The sequence below is a fragment of the Azospirillum cavernae genome, from assembly GCF_003590795.1.
GTDB lineage: Bacteria > Pseudomonadota > Alphaproteobacteria > Azospirillales > Azospirillaceae > Azospirillum > Azospirillum cavernae.
Genome location: NZ_QYUL01000005.1, coordinates 531,020 through 550,764 on the forward strand (window position 1 = coordinate 531,020; position 19,745 = coordinate 550,764).

Annotated in this window: 16 protein-coding genes; 4 read left to right on the plus strand and 12 right to left on the minus strand. The window is 65.6% G+C overall.

The annotated features are described in order from the left end of the window. Positions 1-930 (minus strand): LysR substrate-binding domain-containing protein, encoded by a 930-nt coding sequence (locus D3877_RS27660; RefSeq protein WP_338014636.1) that lies wholly within the window; start codon positions 928-930, stop codon positions 1-3. A 109-nt stretch (positions 931-1,039) separates the two neighbouring features. On the opposite strand from D3877_RS27660, the gene D3877_RS27665 reads away from it, so the two are divergent. Next, positions 1,040-2,482, plus strand: a complete 1,443-nt coding sequence (locus tag D3877_RS27665) for a catalase (RefSeq protein WP_119833989.1) — start codon at positions 1,040-1,042, stop codon at positions 2,480-2,482. Positions 2,483-2,534: 52 nt separating this feature from the next. Here the strand turns inward: D3877_RS27665 and D3877_RS27670 are convergent, their stop codons facing one another. From D3877_RS27670 to D3877_RS27690, 5 genes are all read right to left on the minus strand, one after another. Beyond that, entirely contained in the window at positions 2,535-3,233 is a 699-nt protein-coding gene (locus tag D3877_RS27670; protein WP_119833990.1) for a pirin family protein, read from the minus strand. Between the two features lie 121 nt (positions 3,234-3,354). Continuing rightward, positions 3,355-4,125, minus strand: a complete 771-nt coding sequence (locus tag D3877_RS27675; protein ID WP_119833991.1) for an amino acid ABC transporter ATP-binding protein — start codon at positions 4,123-4,125, stop codon at positions 3,355-3,357. After that, the gene (locus D3877_RS27680; RefSeq protein WP_119833992.1) at positions 4,112-4,762 is read right to left on the minus strand and encodes an amino acid ABC transporter permease; all 651 of its coding nucleotides are present in this window, start codon (positions 4,760-4,762) and stop codon (positions 4,112-4,114) included. Before D3877_RS27680 ends, D3877_RS27675 begins: the two co-directional genes overlap by 14 nt. Beyond that, on the minus strand, positions 4,755-5,426 hold the full coding sequence (locus D3877_RS27685; RefSeq protein ID WP_119833993.1) for an amino acid ABC transporter permease: 672 nt from the start codon (positions 5,424-5,426) through the stop codon (positions 4,755-4,757). Before D3877_RS27685 ends, D3877_RS27680 begins: the two co-directional genes overlap by 8 nt. 33 nt (positions 5,427-5,459) lie before the next feature. Next, entirely contained in the window at positions 5,460-6,191 is a 732-nt protein-coding gene (locus D3877_RS27690) for a transporter substrate-binding domain-containing protein (RefSeq protein WP_338014637.1), read from the minus strand. 238 nt (positions 6,192-6,429) lie between these two features. Here D3877_RS27690 and D3877_RS27695 point away from each other — a divergent pair, with 238 nt between their 5' ends. Next, positions 6,430-7,302, plus strand: coding sequence for a MurR/RpiR family transcriptional regulator (locus D3877_RS27695; RefSeq protein ID WP_119833995.1), 873 nt, complete (start codon positions 6,430-6,432; stop codon positions 7,300-7,302). 215 nt (positions 7,303-7,517) lie between these two features. On the opposite strand, the gene D3877_RS27700 is transcribed toward D3877_RS27695, so the two are convergent. The 4 genes from D3877_RS27700 to D3877_RS27715 all read right to left on the minus strand — a co-directional run bounded on the left by D3877_RS27700 (position 7,518) and on the right by D3877_RS27715 (position 14,877). After that, positions 7,518-9,725 (minus strand): tetratricopeptide repeat protein, encoded by a 2,208-nt coding sequence (locus D3877_RS27700; protein ID WP_119833996.1) that lies wholly within the window; start codon positions 9,723-9,725, stop codon positions 7,518-7,520. Next, complete coding sequence (locus D3877_RS27705) at positions 9,725-12,124, minus strand: O-linked N-acetylglucosamine transferase, SPINDLY family protein (RefSeq protein WP_119833997.1); 2,400 nt, start codon at positions 12,122-12,124, stop codon at positions 9,725-9,727. Before D3877_RS27705 ends, D3877_RS27700 begins: the two co-directional genes overlap by 1 nt. Positions 12,125-12,236: 112 nt before the next feature. Further along, positions 12,237-14,294 carry a sensor domain-containing protein gene (locus D3877_RS27710; protein ID WP_119833998.1) on the minus strand — a complete coding sequence of 686 codons (2,058 nt, stop codon included), beginning with the start codon at positions 14,292-14,294 and terminating at the stop codon, positions 12,237-12,239. Between the two features lie 403 nt (positions 14,295-14,697). After that, the gene (locus D3877_RS27715; protein WP_238475128.1) at positions 14,698-14,877 is read right to left on the minus strand and encodes a zinc-finger domain-containing protein; all 180 of its coding nucleotides are present in this window, start codon (positions 14,875-14,877) and stop codon (positions 14,698-14,700) included. A gap of 176 nt (positions 14,878-15,053) precedes the next feature. On the opposite strand from D3877_RS27715, the gene D3877_RS27720 reads away from it, so the two are divergent. Together D3877_RS27720 and D3877_RS27725 are read left to right on the plus strand one after the other, a co-directional pair. Continuing rightward, complete coding sequence (locus D3877_RS27720) at positions 15,054-16,061, plus strand: ABC transporter ATP-binding protein (RefSeq protein ID WP_119834000.1); 1,008 nt, start codon at positions 15,054-15,056, stop codon at positions 16,059-16,061. Further along, a complete protein-coding gene (locus tag D3877_RS27725) occupies positions 16,039-17,076 on the plus strand; it encodes an alpha/beta hydrolase (RefSeq protein ID WP_238475129.1) in 1,038 nt (345 codons plus the stop codon). The genes D3877_RS27720 and D3877_RS27725 overlap by 23 nt, the downstream gene beginning before the upstream one ends. Positions 17,077-17,089: 13 nt before the next feature. On the opposite strand, the gene D3877_RS27730 is transcribed toward D3877_RS27725, so the two are convergent. Together D3877_RS27730 and D3877_RS27735 are read right to left on the minus strand one after the other, a co-directional pair. Further along, a complete protein-coding gene (locus D3877_RS27730) occupies positions 17,090-17,551 on the minus strand; it encodes a hypothetical protein (protein ID WP_238475130.1) in 462 nt (153 codons plus the stop codon). Between the two features lie 43 nt (positions 17,552-17,594). After that, positions 17,595-19,628 carry a protein kinase family protein gene (locus D3877_RS27735; RefSeq protein ID WP_238475131.1) on the minus strand — a complete coding sequence of 678 codons (2,034 nt, stop codon included), beginning with the start codon at positions 19,626-19,628 and terminating at the stop codon, positions 17,595-17,597. Positions 19,629-19,745: the final 117 nt, after the last annotated feature.

Below are 19,745 nucleotides of genomic sequence, written 5' to 3' on the forward strand. Positions count from 1 at the left end.
TTAAGCGGCCTGCCCCGCCCCAACCGGCGAACAGCCAGCGGAGGCGGGGAGCGCCGCGCGAAACAGCCCGGCCAGATCGCGCAAGCCCCGTCCACGCGGGTCGCTGGCCCGCCACGCCAAGCCAACCACCCGTCCGGGCCGGTCGGCGGCGAAGGCGCGATAGCCGACCAGCCCGCCGACCGTGGCCGCGTCGCCCGTCGCCAACAGCGGCATCAGCGTGCAGCCGTTCCCCACCGCCACCATATGGCGCAGCGTCTCCAACCCGGTGGCGTGCCGTCCAGCCCGCGCGGTGACGCCGCAGACCGCCAGCGCCTGATCGCGCAAACAATGCCCCTCCTCCAACAACAGCAACTCGCCGGGATCGACGTCGGACAGAGTCAGAACCGACGTTTGTCCCAGCCGATGGCCGACCGGATGGGCCAGCACGAACGGCTCGAAGAACAGCGGCTCGGCGGCGATTCCCTCCACCTCGACCGGCAGGGCCAGCAGAACGGCGTCGATCCGCCCATCCCGCAACTCCTCCAACAGGCCGTCGGTGCGCCCTTCCGACAGGACCAGCGTCAGATCGGGGTGATGCGCCCGCAGGATCGGCAGCAGATGGGGGAACAGATACGGCCCCAGGGTTTGAATGGCGGCCAGACGGAAGCTTCCCGCCAAGCCGCCATCCTGCCCCTCGGCCAGCGCCAGCAGGCGTTGCGCCTCGGCCAACACGACGCGGGCCTGCCGAATGATCGGTTCCCCCGCCGGGGTGGTCAGCACGCGGCGGCTGGTCCGCTCGAACAGGGCGAGGCCGAGGCCGTCCTCCAGCTTGCGGATTTGCGCGCTCAAGGATGGCTGGCTGACGCCGCAGCGCTCCGCCGCCTTGCCGAAATGGCGCAGGTCGGCGACCGCCACCACATATTCCAGATCACGCAGGGACAGACCGGCCATATTCATAGCCAACACCTATCAGATCATTATGAATGATGTCTTGGATATATCAACGCTGGGGGCGGATAACCAGAGCCACGCACAGGCCACCCACCGCGAGGAAGCAATTATGAGCGTCTTGACCACCAGCTTCGGCCAGCCCGTCGCCGACAACCAGAATTCCTTGAGCGCCGGGCCGCGCGGGCCGCTGCTGTTGCAGGATTTCCACCTGATTGAAAAGCTGGCCCATTTCAACCGTGAACGCATCCCCGAACGGGTGGTCCACGCCAAGGGGGCGGGCGCCTACGGCGTCTTCCGCGTCACCCGCGACGTGACCGGCTGGACCAAGGCCGCCTTCCTGGCGGCGGTCGGCAAGGAAACGCCGGTGTTCCTGCGCTTTTCCACCGTCGGCGGCGAAAAGGGATCGGCGGACGCCGACCGCGACCCGCGCGGCTTCGCGGTGAAGCTCTACACCGAAGAGGGCAATTACGATCTGGTCGGCAACAACACCCCGGTGTTCTTCCTGCGCGATCCCCTGAAGTTCCCCGACTTCATCCACACGCAAAAGCGCAACCCGGCGACCAATCTGAAGGATCCGACGGCGATGTGGGATTTCTTCTCGCTGTCGCCGGAGACCATGCACCAGTTGACCATCCTGTTCAGCGACCGGGGCACGCCGCGCGGCTACCGCCACATGGATGGCTTTTCCAGCCACACCTTTTCCTGGATCAACGCGGCGGGCGAACGCTTCTGGGTCAAGTATCACTTCAAGACCCGCCAGGGGATCCAGAACCTCACCGCCGATCAAGCCACCGCGATGGCGGGCGTCGATCCCGACCACGCCACCCGCGATCTCTACGCCGCCATCCAAGACGGCGATTTCCCCGCCTGGACCGTCTCCATCCAGATCATGCCGGAGGCTGAGGCCGACGCCTACGCCATCAACCCGTTCGATCTGACCAAGGTGTGGCCGCACGCGGATTACCCGCTGGTCGAATTCGGCGAATTGATCCTGAACCGCAACCCGGAGAATTTCTTCGCGGAGACCGAACAATCGGCCTTCAGCCCGGCCAGCGTGGTTCCCGGCATCTCCTTCAGCCCCGACAAGATGCTGCAAGGCCGCCTGTTCGCCTACGCCGACGCCCACCGCTACCGGCTGGGCGGCAATTACGCCCATCTGCCGGTCAACCGCCCGCAGGGCTGCCCGGTTCACAACCACCAGCGCGACGGGGCGATGCGCTTTGACGGCAACGGCGGCGGCGCGCCGAATTATGAACCGAACAGCTTCGGCGGCCCGACGCAAAGCGCCGCCGCGTCCGAACCGCCCTTGCGGATCAGCGGCGACGCCGACCGCTACAACCATCGGGACGGCAACGACGATTACGCCCAGGCGGGCGCCCTGTTCCGCCTGATCGGGGAGGAGGCGCAAGCGCGGTTGATGGACAACATCGCCGGATCGCTGAGCAAGGCCCCCCGTTTCATCCAGGAACGCCAGTTGGCGCATTTCCACGCCGCCGACCCGCGTTACGGGGCCGGGATCGCCGCCCGGTTGGGAATGACCCTGGCCGCGTGACGAAAAGGGGCGGGCCGTTCATCCGGCCCGCCCCTTTTCGTCTCCTCAACCGTCACGCCAGATCAAAGACCAGCACCTCGGCGACGTCGGCCTTGTCGAGCGTGACGGCGGCCTCGTCGCTCAACGCCGCGCCGTCGCCTTCCTTCAGCAGCGCGCCGTTGACGTGAACCTGACCGCGCGCCACCTGCACCCAGGCGTGACGCCCCGGACGCAACGGCAGGCTGGCGCTTTCTTCGCCGTCCAGCAGGGTGGCGTACAGATCCACATCCTGGTGAATGGTGACGCTGCCCTCCCGCCCGTCGCGGGAGCCGACCAGCCGCAGTTGTCCGCGCTTTTCCGCGTCGGAATAGGCCGACTGCTCGTAGCTGGGGGCCAGACCATGGATTTCCGGCAAAATCCAGATTTGCAGGAAATGCACCGGATCGGCCTGCGAGGCGTTGTATTCGCTGTGGCGGATGCCGCGCCCGGCGCTCATGCGCTGGACCTCGCCGGGCCGGATGATCGAGCCGGTTCCGATGGAATCCTTGTGCTCCAACGCGCCCTTCAGCACGTACGAGACAATCTCCATGTTGGCGTGGCCGTGGGTGGGGAAACCGGCGCCGGGGATCACCCGATCCTCGTTGATGACCCGCAGGGCGCGAAAGCCCATCTGGTCCGGGTCGTGGTAATGGCCAAAGGAAAAGCTGTGCTGGCTGTTCAGCCAACCCATGTTCGCCGCGCCGCGTTCATCCCGATGACGGATCGTAAGCATGACCGAAACCCTCCTGTGCCGCTTGGGCTTGCCTCGTTGATCCAATCATGCGGCCAAAAGGGGTTCGGGAACAATCCAACGCGTCAGAACATGATTGTCGCTATTTAGGGAACAACCTTCCTCACCGCGCCTCGACCATGCCGACGAACTGGGCCAATTCGGCGGTTTTGGGATGGTCGAACAATTCGGCGGGCGGCCCCTGTTCAATGATGCGTCCCCCATGCATGAAGACCAGGGAATCGCAGACTTCGCGGGCGAAACGCATCTCGTGCGTCACCAGCAGCAGCGTCATTCCCTCTTCCGCCAGCTTCCGGACGACGGACAGCACCTCGCTGACCAGTTCGGGGTCGAGCGCCGAGGTGATCTCGTCGCACAGCAGCACCTTCGGGGCCATCGCCAGCGAGCGGGCGATGGCGACGCGCTGTTGCTGGCCGCCCGACAAATGCGACGGGTAGGCGTCGAACTTGTGGCCCAGCCCGACCTTGGCCAACGCCTGTTCCGCCGCCGCGCGGCAGGACGCCTTGTCCTGCTTCTTCACCACCTTCAGGGCCAGCATGACGTTTTCGCCAGCGCTCAAATGGGGGAACAGGTTGAATTGCTGGAACACCATGCCGACCTTCAGGCGCAGCGCCCGCAAGTCGATCTGGCTGGGATCGACGCATTCGCCGTCCACCTCGATGACGCCGTCGTCGATGCGCTCCAACCCGTTGATGCTGCGCAACAACGTGCTTTTGCCTGAGCCGCTGCGCCCGATCATGGCGACGACCTGGCCCTCCTGCACCGCCATGTCCACCCCCTTCAGCACCTCCACCGGGCCGAAGGATTTGCGGATGTTGGTCAGCTTGACCAGGGGACGGGGGGACGGCGGAACGGATCCATCAGCGAGCGACATTGAGCTTCCTTTCCAGCGCCTTGGCCGAGAGCGACAAAGGGTAGCAGAGTGCGAAATACAGCAACCCGACGAGGCCATAGACCAGGAAGGGTTGAAAGGTGGCGTTGGTTATCATCGTTCCAGCCTTGGTGATCTCGACAAAACCGATGATCGAGGTCACGGCGGTTCCCTTCACCACCTGAACCGAGAAGCCGACGGTGGGCGGGACGGCGATGCGCAGCGCCTGCGGCAGCACGACGTAACGCATCTGTTCGCCATAGCTCAGCGCCAGACTGGCCGAGGCCTCCCACTGGCCTTTCGGCACGGCGTCGACGCAACCGCGCCAGATTTCCGCGAGATAGGCGCTGGTGAACAAGGTCAGCGACACCGCCGCCGCCGTCCAGGGCGAGGTTTCGACGCCGACCAGCGGCAGAACGAAAAAGACGATGAAGAGCTGCATCAGCAGGGGCGTGCCCTGGAACAGCTCGATGTAGATTTTCATGGCGCCTTGCAGCGGGCGCAGCGGGGCGACGCGCGCCAGCAGCACCAGAAGCCCGGCGACGCCGCCGCAGACGAAGGCGATCGCCGACAGCAGCACGGTCCAGCGCGCCGCCAGCAGCAGGTTGGACAGAATGTCCCAGAAGGTGAAGTTAAGCACGGGCGGCCCTCGCGAACAGCCGGTCCCCCAGCCGGGCCAAGAGCCACCGCAGCCCGACCGCCAGCGCCAGATACAGCGCGGTCGCCACGAAATAGACCTCGAACGGGCGGAAGTTGCGGGATTGGATAAAGTTGGCGGCGAAGCTCAGCTCCTCCACCGCGATCTGCGAACAGACCGACGATCCCAGCATGACGATGATGATCTGGCTGGTCAGAGCGGGCCAAATCTTGCCCATCGCCGGGCCAAGGATGATGTAGCGGAAAATCTGCGGCCCGCTCATCCCCAGGCTGGCCCCCGCCTCGACCTGGCCCTTGGGCGTCGCGTCGATGCCCGCCCGGATGATCTCGGTGGCGTAGGCGCCAAGGTTGATGACCATCGCCAACAGCGCCGCCTGCCATTCCGGCAGACGGACGCCCAAGGACGGCAAACCGAAGAAGATGAAGAAAAGCTGGACGAGGAAGGGCGTGTTGCGGATCAGTTCGACATAGGCCCCAACCGCGACGCGCAGCGGCGCGTTGGCCGAGGACCGCGCCGCCGCCCCGCCAATACCAATCCCCACCCCCAGCACGGCGCCGACCAGGGTCAAACCGACCGTGGTCGCCACGCCGTGAACCAGCACGGGCGCATAGTCCAACAAGGACGCAAAATCAAACCGATAGGCCATGGGATCGCCCGCGCTGGAAGTGGAGAGAGCCGGTTACAGATCCTTGGGCAGGGGCGTCCCCAGCCACTTCTTGGCGATGGCGCTCAGCGAGCCGTCGGCCTTCGCCTTGGTCAGGATAGCGTTGACCTTCTCCAGAAGCGGGCCTTCATCCTTGTTCAGACCGACGAAGCAGGGCGAATTCTTGATGAGGAATTTCAGGATCGGCAGGCGCGGCGGGTTGCGCTCGAAAATAGCGGCGGCGACGACGTTGCCGGTGGCGACCAACTCCACTTGACCGGAGAGGAAGGCGGAAATCGTGCCGTTGTTGTCTTCGTAGCGGCGCACCGTGACCTTGTCGGTGACGATCTTCGACAGTTCGATGTCCTCGACCGAACCACGGGTGACGCCGACCGTCTTGCCGTTCAGATCCTCGACCTTCTCCACCGCGCTGGCCTCAGGCCCGAACACGCCGTTGTAGAAGGGGGCGTAGGCGACCGAGAAATCGATGACCTTTTCGCGCTCGGCGTTCTTGCCAAGGCTGGAGATCACCAGATCGACCTTGCCGGTGGTCAGATAGGGGATGCGGTTGGAACTGCTGACGGGAACCAACTCGACCTTGGCGCCCAATTCCTTGGCGATCAGACCGGCGGCGTCGATGTCATAACCGATCGGCTTCAGATCGGTGCCGACCGACCCGAAGGGCGGGAAATCCTGCGGCACGGCGACGCGCAAAACCTTTTCCTTGGTGATCCGCTCCAGCGCGTCGGCCTGCGCCGCGCCGGTCATGCCACCCACGAGAACAGCCGTGGCAAAGCCGACAGCACCGAGTATCGTTGCAAACCGCATGGTGTTTGATCTCCAACCAAAAGGACGTTCCCATGCATTTCAAACGCCGTGCCAGCCGGACGACGGCCGCGCGCACCGATCCCAAAGGGCTGAAAATGATACAATTATCCCATTTGTACTGAAATTCGTTACGCTCGTAACTCACATCCCCGACGATGATTGCTTAAGAAACGCGCAGATGACCGACCAAAAAACCGGCACATTGCCCGAACAGGCGCTGACCACCCGAATCCACGACCGCTACACCGCCTTGAGCCGCAGCGAACGGCAATTGGCCGACGTGATTCTGGCCTGCCCTGGCGAGTTGTCCGGCTATTCGGCGACTGAACTGGCGCGCAGCGCCGGCGTGTCGAAAATGACGGTGTCCCGTCTGGTCCGCCGCCTGGGCTTCGCCAATTTTGAAGAGGCGCGCCTTGCCTCCCGGCGCGGCACCGAATGGGGATCGCCGCTCTATCTGCTCGATCAACCGACCACGCCCAGCGCCGACGCCCCCCCGTCGGTGGACGCCCATTTTCAGCGCAGCGTCGAGGCCATCGCCGCCACCGCGCGCCAGATCGACCCGGACGCCCTAAGACAAGCCGCCGCCCTGCTGCACACGGCCCGGCGCGTCTGGGTGTGCGGCGCCCGCAACAGCGCCTTTCTCGCCGGATACGCCCGTTGGCAATTCATCCAGGTCCGGCCCGAGGTTCACCACATGGTCGCCGCCGGGGAAACGCTGGCCGAGACCTTCGCCGATCTTGACCAGCAAGACGTCCTGCTGCTGGTCGGCATCCGCCGCCGCACCCCGGCGATCATCGAATTGTTGCGGGCGGCGCAGGCGCGCGGCGTTCCCACCATTCTGCTCGCCGACAGCCATTCTCCTCTGGAAGGACCACCCCCGCCCCTGACCTTCCGTTGTGAAACCCGCAGTTTGGCCCCGCTCGACAACCATGTCGCGGTGATGGCGGTGATACACGCCCTGGCGGCTGAACTGATTCGGCTTTCCGGCAACGCCGGGCGCGACCGCATCAAGAGCATTGAAAAACTTCACGAAACTTTGGGAGAATTTTAGGAACAATTTTTACGCGATATTTTAAAGTTACTCTTTCTCGCAATTTTGTTCGATTTTGGGAATTATAACCATTGCTGGCGCAATGTCGGATCTGGCTCACTTTATGAAAAAGAACCGATGATTTTCTAATGAATATCTATGCGTGCAAACATTTGTTTGCGCATGGGTGTTTAAACCTATTGCGCTGATTCGTCTTGCCTTGCGCCAACACGCCATCACCCAGCCGCGCCCGACATCCGTCGCCACAGCGCGTGATAGGCCCCTTCGACATCCTTGGTGAATTGCACCGGATCCGACAGGGGCGACGCCCGCATCCGGGCGCGCAGGCCGCCCCGCAGCGCGCGCAGCCGCTCCACATCCCCAGCCAACGCCACCGCCGTCTCGACATAGTCCGCGAGCGAGCGCGTCACCAAATCCTCCAAAGACACCGCGCGCAGCAGCGACGCGCCATAGCGGTCCAGCACCCGGTCCCCCGCCAGGGTGACAACCGGCACCCCCATCCACAGGGCTTGCGCCGTCGTGGTGACGCCGCCATAGGGGAAGCTGTCGAGATGGATGTCGATGCCGTTGAACGCGGCCATATGCTCGTCCACGCTGGCGGTCGGCCCGCGAACCTCAAGCTGCGGCCCCAGCGCCCGGCTCAACGCCCGTTGGTCGCTGACAGTGACGTCCAGCGCCTTGACGATCAGGCGAGCCGTGGGAAGGCGGCGCAAAATCAACGCCCATGCCTCCAGGGTGGCCGCCGACAGCTTGCTCAGCGCGTTGAAACTGCCGAAGGTGACGCGCCCCGTTTTGGCGACGGGCGGCTCCAGCGCCGGGGCGGGCGTCGGAGCGAGAGGCGAGTAATGGTAGCCGATGGGCAACCGCATGACCTGTTCGGAAAAATCCGCGTCCCGCCCGACCGGAACCGTGGTTCCGTCCACCAGCACCGCATCCATCGCCGACAAGCCGGTGGTCGTCATCACCGGAAAATGGATCTGAAGCGGGGCCGGGCGCCGCGCCACGGTCAACAGCCGCGCGCTGTGTGAGGAAAAACCAGCGCCATCCACCAGAATGTCGATGGCGTCGGCGCGAATCACATCGGCCAACGCCGCGTTGTCCAACCCCGGCGCCCGGCGGAACAGCCCCGCCGCCGCCGCGTAACGCGCCAACAGCTCGTTGTCGTCATCGCGGCCCAGGGAATAGACCACAATGGTGAAATCGGCGCTGTGATGCTCGACCAGCGGCAAACAGGTGAAGTCGTGCGTCAGGAAATTTTCGCACAGATAGCCAACACGCAGCGGACGCCCCGCCGAAGACCGGGCGACGGGCGGCGGCGCCGCGCGCGTCAACGGCTCGGCATGGCGGTCCGCCCAACGCCGCGCCGCCGCCGTGATGACAACCGCCGGAGCGTTGGTCAGGTTGAGGGACAGAATCGCCGAGGCCTCATGCCCCGGATCGCCGCTCAACCCTGCGGCGCGGGCGTACCATTCCGCCGCCTCCCCCGGCTCCCGCGCCCGCTCCAACGCGCGCGCCGCGCCCAGACACAGATCCACATTCGTCGGGTCGAGCGTCCAGCGCCACATCAGCGCGCGCATCCCCCGTTCGCGCTCCCGACAATCCAGCCAGGCCCGCGCCGCGCTGTCGAGCGCCGCCGGATGCGCCGGATCCAGCATGACCGCGTTGGCGAACGCCCGCGCCGCCTTCTCATAGGCGCTCACCGCGTGCCACGACACGCCAATGAACAAACACAGGTCGCGCGCCCGGTCTGCCCCAGCGGCCAGGGCCTGTCCCGCGATCAACCGCCACGCCTCGCCAAACAGCGCCAACGCCTCCGCATGGCCGCCGCCACATTGCCAGGACCGCCCACGGGCAAACAGGATGTCCGCCAAATTGTCGCGCAGATCCGGCGTGTCGAACCCACAGCCGAGCGCGGCGCGGTAACACCCCTCCGCCGCATCGTTTTGGCCAAGCCGTTGGAACGCGACCCCCAATTGAGCCTGAACGACGCCGGAACCCGGCATCGCCGCCGCCGCAAGCGACAGCAGCCGACAGGCGGCGCGCGGGTCGCCGCCCTCAAGGCGCTGTTGCCCGGCCTGCCCAAGAATCTCCGGCATCCAAGGTTCCAGCCGATCCGCCGCGATCAGGGCGACGGCCTGACAGAGCCACACGACCTCGCCACGTCGGCCAAGCGCCATCAACAGCTTGGCGAGGTTTCCCACGCAATCGGGCCGGTCGGGGGCCAGCGCCACGGCCCGGCGCAACAGCGGTTCCGCCGCCTCCAGCCGCCCGGACTGCGCCAGCAGAAGCCCCAGCAGGTGCCACGCGTCCACCGTCGCCGGAGCGGCGTCGAGAATGCGGCGATGCAGCGTCTCCGCCTCGACGACGCGCCCCTGTTCCTGGTGATCCAACGCCGCCAACAGCGCGTCGCTTACGCTCGCCATCACGCCCCCGCTTGCGCCCGTTCATGACAGAAGCGCCGCCAAACCGTCCGATACAAGCGCTCGACCTGACGGGCGCGGCGGCGACCGTCGCACAGGGGGGACGCGGTCAGCCGGTCCCGCAGCGTCGCCCGCAGGTCCGAAAGACGGGCCGGATCGCTCGCCAGCGCCTCGGCGATCGTCACATACTCGTCCTCGCAGGACGCAACCAGACCGTCCAAGCGCAAGGCGCGCAGCATCGACGCCGACCAGCGGCTGACCATGGTGTCGCCCGGCAGGGTGATGACCGGAACGCCCATGACCAACGCCTCGAAGGTCGTCGTCGAACCGCAGAAGGGAAACGGATCCAGCGCGATGTCGATGCCGCTGTATCGGGCGAGGTGGGTGGCGGGCCGCTCCGCCTCCGCCGGGTCGGCCCACAACCGGGATGGATCGACCCCGCCCGCACTCAACGCCGCGCGGATGCGGCCGACGCAAAGGTCGGAGCGGTAGGAATCCAGATATTTCAGCACCAGCCGCGCTTGCGGGATCCGCGCCATCAGCCTGGCCCACAGCCGCAACGTCTCGTCCGAAATTTTGGCCGGGTTGTTGAAGCAGCCAAAGCGGATCACCCCATCGGCCAGCATCGGCAACGGGCCGGGCGGCGGCGCGGCGGCTGGAATCGCCGCCACGTAAAAGCTGGGCAGGCGCAAGGGCCGTTCGGTGAAACGCTCCGCCCCATGGCGTGGCGTCATCGTCCGGTCGGTGATGAGATAATCGATGGCCGACAGGCCGCTGGTCGCCGCGTCGTGAAGGCTGATCTGCACCGGAGCCGGCCGCAGGTGGCAGATGTGGGGGCGGTTGTTGTCGAAGCGGATCCCCAACGGAACCAGAATGTCCACGCCGTCCGCCCGCATCCGCGCGGCGACCGTCGAATCGTCCTGCCCGGTGATGTCGCGCCAGCCATCGGACAGGACGCGAAACCGCTCCGTCGTCGCGTCGGGTTCCAGAACATGGGCGTAGACGATGACCTCGAACCCGTCCCGGTCGCGATTCTCAAACAACGGCAGCAGGTTGCGCCCGATGGGCTGGAACGCCCGCAGGTCGGAGGTCAGATAGCCGATCCGCAAGCGGCGATCTGGGTCCAGGCGGTTGGCGAAGGGAAGCGGCGGCACGGCCAGCGGTGGAAAGGCGGCCTCCAGACGGCGGTGCAGCGCAAAGCGGCGTTCCGCGTCGACCCCGGGCACATAGAGGATCGACAGCATGGCCGCGCGGTGCCAATTGGCCCGATCCGCGCCAAACCGCAAGGCGCGCTCCAGCCACGCCGAACCAAGGCGGGCGAAGCCAAGCCCGGTCACCAGCGCGCCCAGACTGTGCAGGGGATCGCCCAGATCCGGGGCCAGCGCCACCACCCGCCGCAGCAGCGCCAAGGCGCCGTCGCGATCCGACTGTTCGATGAGCGCTTGGGCAAGATTGTAGAGGATGACCGGGTCATCCGGCGCCCGCCGCGCCAGCGCCGTCAAGCGCTGTTCCGCCGCCGCCACCTCTTTGCGGGCAAGCAGCAGGACGGCCAGGGTCAAGCCGCTGTCGCGGTCGCCCGGTTCCAGGGCTTCCGCCCACAGCAAGGCGCGCTCCGCCACGCCGCTTTGCCCTTGGCGCCGGGCGATGTCCCCCAACCGGCGGTAGGGCGACGGGTCATCCGGGCGCAGCGCCGCTTGACGTTGGAACAGCGCGGCGGCCTCGGCCAGACACCCTGAATCGACGCGAATTTGCCCCAAGGCGCCCCACACCAGGGCGAATTGCGGATCCCGGTCCAGCGCTTGGCGAAAATGGTCCGCCGCCTGCGCCGCGCGGCCCTGCCGTTGCCGGACCAACGCCAGATTGGCCTGCACAAGCGCCGAGGTCGGATCGCGCTCCGCCGCCCGCTCCAGCAGCGCCACCGCTTGGTCCTCCAAGCCATCAACACGGCTGAGCGCCAGCGCCAGCCCAGTCAACGCCTCCAGACTGACCGCCGCTGAATTGGACAGGACCAGACAGGCCAATTCCCGCGCCTCGGCCGCCGCCCCTTGCGCGGCGCGCAGCGCGCCAAGTCGGGACGCGGCCTCAACATTGCCGGGTTGCAGGGTCAGACTGTGGGCGTCATGCCGCCCGGCGCCGTCCTTGTCCGCGTCGGCCCGCAGAATGTTCGCCATATTTCCGTGAAAATCTGGCCGCGCCGGGGCCAGCGCCACCGCCCGCGCGATCCGCCGCCGCGCCCCGGCGACATCCCCGGTCATGCCGCACAGCACGCCCAGCAGATGGTGCGCGTCGGCCTGCTCAGGATCCGCGTCAAGAATGCGCTGGTACAGGAGTCTCGCTTCGCCAACCCGCCCCGCCTGATGCAGATCCAGGGCCATCACAAGCGCTTCGCCGATGCTCGCCATCAAACAATCCGTGAGTGGCCCCGGCGACGCGCAAGGGAACGACACCCGGCATATCAATGGAAACAGCGAAGCCCGTCAACGCCCAGACACGCCAACGCCCGGCCCGGCGCCGTTACGCGGCCACCGTCCGGTTGCTCATGAAGGCCGCGAACATCTCCGCCGGCAAGGGGCGGCTGATGAGATAACCCTGAATGCAGGTGCAGCGCTGTTCCCGCAAGATCGCCGCCTGTTCCCAGGTCTCCACCCCTTCGGCGATGGTGTCGAAGCCCAGGCTTTCGGCAAGATTCACAATGGTTCCGACAATCGCCGGATCGGTGGACGACTTGACGATGTCGCGGACGAAGCTGCGGTCAATCTTCAGCGTGTCGATGGGGAAGCGCTTGAGATAGGCGAGCGACGAATAGCCGGTGCCGAAATCATCAATGGACAAGCGGACGCCGATGTCCTTCAGGCCATTCAGGATCGTCACCGCCTTTTCGATGTCGCCAATCATCGCCCCTTCGGTCAGCTCCAACTCCAGCCGGTCCGGCTGAATGCCCGACGCCTCGACGACGCTGCGGACGAAGCCGACCAGCCGCGCGTCCTGGAACTGGCGCGGCGACAGGTTGACCGACACCGAGGGAATCGGAATGCCCTGCTTGGTCCACAGCGCCAGTTGGCGACAGGCTTCCATGAAGGTCCAGGCGCCGATCTCCCAGATCAGGCCGGTGTCCTCGGCCAGCGGAATGAACTCCGCCGGGCTGACCATGCCGCGCACCGGGTGGAGCCAGCGGATCAGCGCCTCCGCCCCGATCACCCGGTCGGTCGCCAGATCGATCTTGGGTTGGTAATGCAGCTCGAACTCTTCGCCGCCGCTGGCCCGGCGCAGATCACTTTCCAGCCCCAGCGAGAAGCCCGACCGTTCGCGCATCCCGCCATCGTAGAACACGAACTTGTGCTCCGGGTTGCGCTTGGCGTGATACATGGCCAGATCGGCGTTGCGCAGAAGCTGGTCCGCCGTTTCACCGTCGTCGGGGTAGAAGGCCAGCCCGATGGACGCGCCGCAGAAAAGCTCTTGATTGTGGACGCCGAACGGCTCGTCCATCGAGTAAAGGACCTTCTCGACCAGCCGGGCGCCGGCCGAACGGTCGGCGGCGTCGGGGGCGACGATCAGGAACTCGTCGCCGCCCAGGCGGCCAACCGTGTCGGTCATCCGCGTGCAGTTGCGCAGCCGCCGCGCCACCAGCTTCAACAAATCATCCCCGGCGTGATGGCCGAGCGTGTCGTTGACCTGTTTGAAGCGGTTGAGGTCGAGGAAGGCGACCGCCACCTTGCTGTGGTTGCGCTGGGCGCGCGCAATCGCCTCTTCCAGCCGTTCGCAGACCAGCCAGCGGTTGGGCAGGTCGGTCAGCCGGTCGAAGCTGGCCTGATAGCGGATCTGGTGCTCTTGGGACTTGCGCTGGCTGATGTCGGCGATGGTGAGCACGTAATGCTCCAGCACGCCGCTGGGCGCGCGCACCGACGTCACCGACAGGGCGGCGGCGAAGGCGTCGCCGGAATGGCGGAAGCTGGTCACTTCGCCCTGCCAGCGCCCGGCCTGCCGCGCGGTGGTCCAGATGGAATCGATGAAGGTCCGCTCGTGCGAGCCGGGGGCGAACAGGACCAGCGGGCGGCGCAGCAACTCCTCGCGCTGAAAGCCGGTGGTGATCTCATAGGCCGGGTTGATGGCCTGGACCGTCAATTCCGGATCAACAATCAGGATGCCGTCGGCGACGCTGTCGAACACGGTGGCGAGCAGCCGGATTTTCTCCTCATGCTGCTTGCGCTCGGTGATGTCCTGAACGGTGCCTTCGTAAAAGCGGATGCGCCCGGCGGCGTCGCGCACGCAGCGCGCGCTTTCGGCGATCCAGATGATCGTGCCGTCGCGGCGGAAAACCCGGGCCTCAAAGGAATGGACCGTGTCCTTGCGGGCCATCAGATCGGCGAAGGCTTCGCGCTTGCCGGGGTCCACATAAAGCTGACCGGCGATGTCGGTCAGGTTGGCGATCAAATCATCGGGGGAGCTGTAACCGTAAATCTCAGCCAGGGCCGAGTTGACGCGCAAATAGCGACCGTCCGTCGTCGTTTGATAAATGCCCTCCACGGCATTTTCGAAGATGCTGCGGTACTGCTCTTCCGTCTCATGACTCATTGTGCGCGCCTCTTCCGACGCCAAGCCTGAACCGCCTGGAAACAACATCTCGCCACTCAAACATACGATTGTGAACAGTCCAACTTTTACCGCACCGCAGAAAAGTAGATGCCGACCCGCCGAAACCCGTCAAGCCCGATCTCAGGGACTGTCGCACACCACGCGTCAAAATATAACAGGAATGTAACCTAATGGGCATAGTCCCATTAGGGAATTGATTTTATTGGAATTAAAAATCGATCCCCAAAAAAGCGCCGGAAGGGACAGGATGGGCAAAACCGTTCAGCCGGTCATTTTCATCCTGTCTTCCGATGCCCGCGCGACATGTTCCTGCACAAGGCCGTCACAGGCCCTGACCGCAGCCAGACTTTAGCCTTGGCTCCTTGGGCCGAGTCGCGTTCAATCAGTGGCCGTGGCTCAGCTTGACGCCGTCCTTCAGAACATAAGCGCGCGAGCAATAGGGGCACTCGACGCGGCCTTCATGGTCCAGGGTCAGATACACCAGCGGATGGCCAAGCGCCCCTCCCCCGCCGTCGCACCCAACGGTCGCGGTTTCCACGGTAATCGTCTCGGTCGGCTGCATGGCGATCATCCTCTGTTTTGACAGGCGCGCGCGATCACGCCATCGTGGGAGCGCCCGTTGCGACGAGCCTCGAACACGGAACTGCCCGCGCGGGCCGGATGATACCCATCGCGCGGCGCGGATCAACGGGATTGACTCGGTTTCCTGCAACTCCACCAGAATGGTCTTGAAGACACATGGTCGCGCACCCCTCCCTATCGGGCGTCCCCGCCCCGGTCGATCTTCCGGCGAACGCGGTTGAACTTCGCGGTCTGACCAAGATTTACCAGCCGACCGGCAAAGCTGGCCCCAAGCACGCGCTGAAGGGGATCGACCTCGCCATTCCGCGCGGCTCTCTGTTCGGATTGCTGGGTCCCAACGGGGCCGGAAAATCCACCATGATCAACATTCTGGCCGGGTTGGTGAACAAGACCGGCGGAACCGCCCGGATTTGGGGGCATGAGGTGGAGGACGACCCACGCCGCGCCCGCGCGTCCATCGGCGTGGTTCCCCAAGAGCTGAACATGGATCCCTTCTTCACCCCGCGCGAAATGCTGGAGCTGCAAGCCGGGCTGTATGGCGTGCCCACGCGTGAGCGGCGGACGGACGAGCTGCTCGACGCCGTCGGGCTGGCCGACAAGGCCGACGCCCACGCCCGTTCGCTGTCGGGCGGCATGAAACGCCGCCTGATGGTCGCCAAGGCGATGGTCCACACCCCGCCAGTTCTGATTCTGGACGAGCCGACCGCCGGGGTGGACGTGGAGCTGCGCCGCCAGCTTTGGGACTATGTCCGCACGCTGAACCGGGCCGGAACCACGGTTCTGCTGACCACGCATTATCTTCAGGAGGCCGAAGAGCTGTGCGACACCATCGCCATCATCAACCATGGCGAGATGGTGGCCTGCGAACCAACCTCCACCCTGCTGCGCCGGATCGACAACAAGGCGCTGTGTCTGACGCTGGACCGCGATCTGACCGCCGCCCCGGCGGCCCTGAGCGGCTTCACCGTGGAGCTGCCGACGCCCCGGCGTCTGGTCATCCGTTATCAGCCCAGTCGGCAACGGGCCGACGCCATTCTCAACGCCCTCGTCGCCTCGGGGCTGGGCATCGTGGACGTCTCAACCGAGGAATCCAATCTGGAGGACATCTTCCTGCAATTGACGGGTGGCGCGCATGGCGGCCATGGAACGACCCACGCCGCGTAACCGGCTGGCGGCGCTGGCCCAAGCGTCGACTGTTGGAGCCGCTCTGCTGCTGGGCGGCGGCCTGCTCAGCGGCTGCGCGGGCCGTCAGCAACCGATGGGGCCGGCGGTGGTCGCCCCCAGCCTGGACGAGCACGCTCTGACCGCCGCCGATGGCTACGCGCTGCCGATCCGCTCGTGGTTGCCGGAGATCGTCCCGCCGCGCGCGGTGATCCTGGCGCTTCACGGCTTCAACGACTATTCCAACGCCTTTGACGGCGCCGGGCGGCGTTGGGCGGCGCAGGGAATCGCCACCTACGCCTATGACCAACGCGGCTTCGGGGCCAGCGCCGACACCGGCGTTTGGCCGGGAACCTCGACTCTGGTCGCCGATCTGAAAACAGCGGTGGCGCAACTCCTCCGCCGTCACCCGGATCGCCCGCTGTTCCTGCTGGGGGAGAGCATGGGCGGGGCGGTGGCCTTGACGGCGCTGACCGACGAGACCACCCCTCTGGCGGTCGATGGCGCCATCCTGGTCGCCCCCGCCGTCTGGGGCCGGGACAGCATGGGGTTCGTTCCCCGCGCGGCGCTGTGGCTTAGCAACGCGGTGGTTCCCGGCATGGTGGTTCACCCGCCCCGCGATCTGGGCATTGAGCCGTCGGACAATCTGCCGATGCTGCGCGCGTTGGGACGCGACCCGCTGGTCATCAAGGGCGCGCGAATCGATGCGCTGGCCGGGTTGACCGATCTGATGGATAAGGCGCTGGCCGCCTGCCGACGTCTGGACGCGCCCGCGCTGGTTCTCTATGGCGCGCATGAGCAGGTGTTGCCGCCCCGCCCGGTGGAGCGCGCGTTGGCCGCCTTCGAGGCCAGCGGACGGCACGTCGTGGCCGTTTATCCCGACGGCTACCACATGCTTTTGCGGGATCGTCAGGGCAACGTGGTGATCGACGACGTCGCCGGTTGGATCGGCGATCCCAAGAAATCGCTGCTGAGCGGGGCGGAGCGCCACCCGCGCAAACTGTTGGCGGCACAGTGAGTCGCCAACAGTTTTAAGCCCCCTCCGGCTCCTCGCCAGGTTCAAAGCCGCCGGACTCGTCGAAATAGTCGCCCGCCACGTCTGGCCCCCATTCCTGAACCAGCGCGACCTTTTTCTGCTTCAGGACCTCAACGCGCTTTTCCGCCCGGGACACCTCCATGCCAGCCACAACCGGGGGAATGCCGTAATACAGCCCCCAGCCAACCGCCGCCGCGCCATACATGGTCAACCACGACAACGGATCGCCCAACAGTTTTGCGACCGCGCCAATGCTGTGCTGGTGCTTCCACAGATCGATGGCGAAGGGCATGCAGCCACAAAAATTCACCCCGCCCACCGTGATCGGCGCCGATTTTTCCGGGTCGCGGTCAACGATGTAGGCGACGATGGTCGGGATCATCCCCACCCCGAACAGGATGGAGGTCGGCAGCACGATCAACCCCGCCGGAATGACCAGCAGGAGCAACGTCAGCATCCCGCCTTTTTTCTTCCGCTTCCGCGCCATAGCGTCGCCCCCGTCAGAATGCGAAAAGCAGGATGATGCCGGCAACCAGAACCGTCGACAGCAAGCTGGACACAATCGCGGCCACTTGCCGCCCGGATGTTTCAACGATGCTGTTGCGGTCGCCGATGGTGTGACGGACCTTCTCCATTTCCGCGTCGGCCTCGCGATACTCGATCTGCGCCGCCTCGAACTCCAAACGATCACGGCGCAGCGATTCAGGATCGTCCACCACCTTCAACAGCTCCGTCAACCGCCCGTTGTGGGCGGCGGCGTCCGCCTGCTTGCGCACCAGCTCTTGCGTTTTCCGATTGTGAAAGCGTCGGAACACCGGGTCCAGCAACGCCTGAACCCAGGTCGCCAGATGAGTCAGCCCATCGACGCCGGTGCGCGCCTGCACGTCGGACAGAATGGTCAGCATGGCGATGACGCGGCGTGTCGGCTCGATTCCACTGCCAAGCTGGGTGTAAAGCAGATCGTCCGACCGCTTGTGCCGAGCCGACAGAAAAGCGGCGATCTGCCGGTCAATGGGATCCTTGTGCCGCTCGCCGCCCGCCCCCAACCAGTCGAGCGCGCGCAGCAGTTCCGACGGGTTGGTTGGCAACTGCTTGACCACCAGACCGCTCATGCAGGGCATCGTCGGGTTCATCTCGTACAGCACGCGCTCGATGCCCAAGCCGTAGGCCGACCGCTCCATGAAGCCGCGCAGTTGGTCATACATCTGGACCAAGGGCACGAATTCCGGCTTGAAGTCGCTTTGCACATTCACCCAGAACATCGGCAACTGATTGCCGATCACTTCGGCGACGGCCTGCGGCGATTCGTTGCGAAGGAAGGCTTCGGCCAGCATGGTGGCCACCCCGTCGGGCATCATCGCCCGCCCGCGATAGCGGATCGGCGCCGCCGGGTCCAAGGCCATGCAGACGCGGGCGACCAGCCGGTCGCCCTGGCTGCCGCCCTTGCCGCTGGAGGCCGTTTGAATGGCGTTGCCAACCGCCTCCGCCCGCACGTCGTCGCCCAAGGAACGGCGCAGCCATTTGTCCAGCTCACCACTTTCGATGACCGTCGCCGCCGCCGGAACATGGCGGGCGAAGCCGCGCGCCAGCGTCCGGCAATGCCAATATTCCTGGCCCTGAAACTCCATGGGCCGCGCGGCGCGCCGGGAAATCTGCGGCTGCTTCGGGCTGAGCCGTCGCCCAGCCACCCACAAATCCAGATCGTTCAGCGTCCAGCGCTGTTTGGGATCGTCCACCAACAGCCCACGCACCACCTCGTTGATCGCCAACGGCAAACGGTGTTGCTGGACCAGGGCCGGGTAAGAGCCGCGCTCGATCTTCGCCTGGACAATCGCCTCGTCGTCCAACCCGGCGACCGGGTTGCGCCCCAGCGCCAGGATCAGCAGCGTCACGCCCAGCGAATACATGTCATCCGCCGCCGTGCCGGTTCCGCGCCCGGCGGGGGCGGACATGCCGCGTTCGACGGTTTCCAACAGCACAGACTGGCCGTAACCGGGTTGCGCCGACACGCACTCCCCCAGCATCAACCCGCCCGAGGCGAGATCGCGGAAATACAGGTTGGTGGGGCGGATCGCGCCGTGCACGACGCCCCGGCCCGACATTTCCTTCAGCGCCGACACCAGCGGATGAACGATCTGCCGGGTGATCTGCTCGTCCGGCATCGGGTCGATGACGTCAGTCAGCGCGTTCATCAGACGCCGCCCACCCGGTCGCTCGAACACCAAACAATAGCGGCGTCCGCGATCTTGCGGCCAATCCACCAGCCCCCAATCCAACAGCCGCATGTGCGTGCCGTTGTCGAGGCTGGCCACGGTGGAACAGACGTCCATCCGAGGCAGGATCGAGGCGTGACAGATGGTGGCGAAGGGTTCGATGCGCTTTTCACGCAACGATTTGGCGGTGTAGGCGTTGCCGCCAACCCCATTCAGCGCCGGGATCGGCGCGCTGGGCTGGATTTCATAGCGTTCCGCCAGCTTGACAGCGTCGGCGTTGGCCATCGCACCCATGGCGGCGGTCTGAGCGTCGGACGGCATGAGCGGCGTATCCCCGAGACAAGCGAACCTGCGCAAGCCCTAGGTGGCGCGAAAAGGGCAAACAAACTCTTAACGCGCACGCGAACGAAACGGCAAGCTGTTGATGACAAACATTCC

Bases quoted from the DNA above. Each gene is read 5' to 3' on its own strand.
- D3877_RS27730 (WP_238475130.1), bottom strand. From the start codon at position 17,551: ATGCTGACGTTGCTCCTGCTGGTCATTCCGGCGGGGTTGATCGTGCTG.
- D3877_RS27710 (WP_119833998.1), bottom strand. From the start codon at position 14,294: ATGAGTCATGAGACGGAAGAGCAGTACCGCAGCATCTTCGAAAATGCC.
- D3877_RS27695 (WP_119833995.1), top strand. From the start codon at position 6,430: ATGACCGACCAAAAAACCGGCACATTGCCCGAACAGGCGCTGACCACC.
- D3877_RS27685 (WP_119833993.1), bottom strand. From the start codon at position 5,426: ATGGCCTATCGGTTTGATTTTGCGTCCTTGTTGGACTATGCGCCCGTG.
- D3877_RS27735 (WP_238475131.1), bottom strand. From the start codon at position 19,628: ATGCCGTCCGACGCTCAGACCGCCGCCATGGGTGCGATGGCCAACGCC.
- D3877_RS27725 (WP_238475129.1), top strand. From the start codon at position 16,039: ATGGAACGACCCACGCCGCGTAACCGGCTGGCGGCGCTGGCCCAAGCG.
- D3877_RS27675 (WP_119833991.1), bottom strand. From the start codon at position 4,125: ATGTCGCTCGCTGATGGATCCGTTCCGCCGTCCCCCCGTCCCCTGGTC.
- D3877_RS27670 (WP_119833990.1), bottom strand. From the start codon at position 3,233: ATGCTTACGATCCGTCATCGGGATGAACGCGGCGCGGCGAACATGGGT.
- D3877_RS27700 (WP_119833996.1), bottom strand. From the start codon at position 9,725: ATGGCGAGCGTAAGCGACGCGCTGTTGGCGGCGTTGGATCACCAGGAA.
- D3877_RS27705 (WP_119833997.1), bottom strand. From the start codon at position 12,124: ATGGCGAGCATCGGCGAAGCGCTTGTGATGGCCCTGGATCTGCATCAG.
- D3877_RS27660 (WP_338014636.1), bottom strand. From the start codon at position 930: ATGGCCGGTCTGTCCCTGCGTGATCTGGAATATGTGGTGGCGGTCGCC.
- D3877_RS27715 (WP_238475128.1), bottom strand. From the start codon at position 14,877: ATGCAGCCGACCGAGACGATTACCGTGGAAACCGCGACCGTTGGGTGC.
- D3877_RS27665 (WP_119833989.1), top strand. From the start codon at position 1,040: ATGAGCGTCTTGACCACCAGCTTCGGCCAGCCCGTCGCCGACAACCAG.
- D3877_RS27690 (WP_338014637.1), bottom strand. From the start codon at position 6,191: ATGACCGGCGCGGCGCAGGCCGACGCGCTGGAGCGGATCACCAAGGAA.
- D3877_RS27720 (WP_119834000.1), top strand. From the start codon at position 15,054: ATGGTCGCGCACCCCTCCCTATCGGGCGTCCCCGCCCCGGTCGATCTT.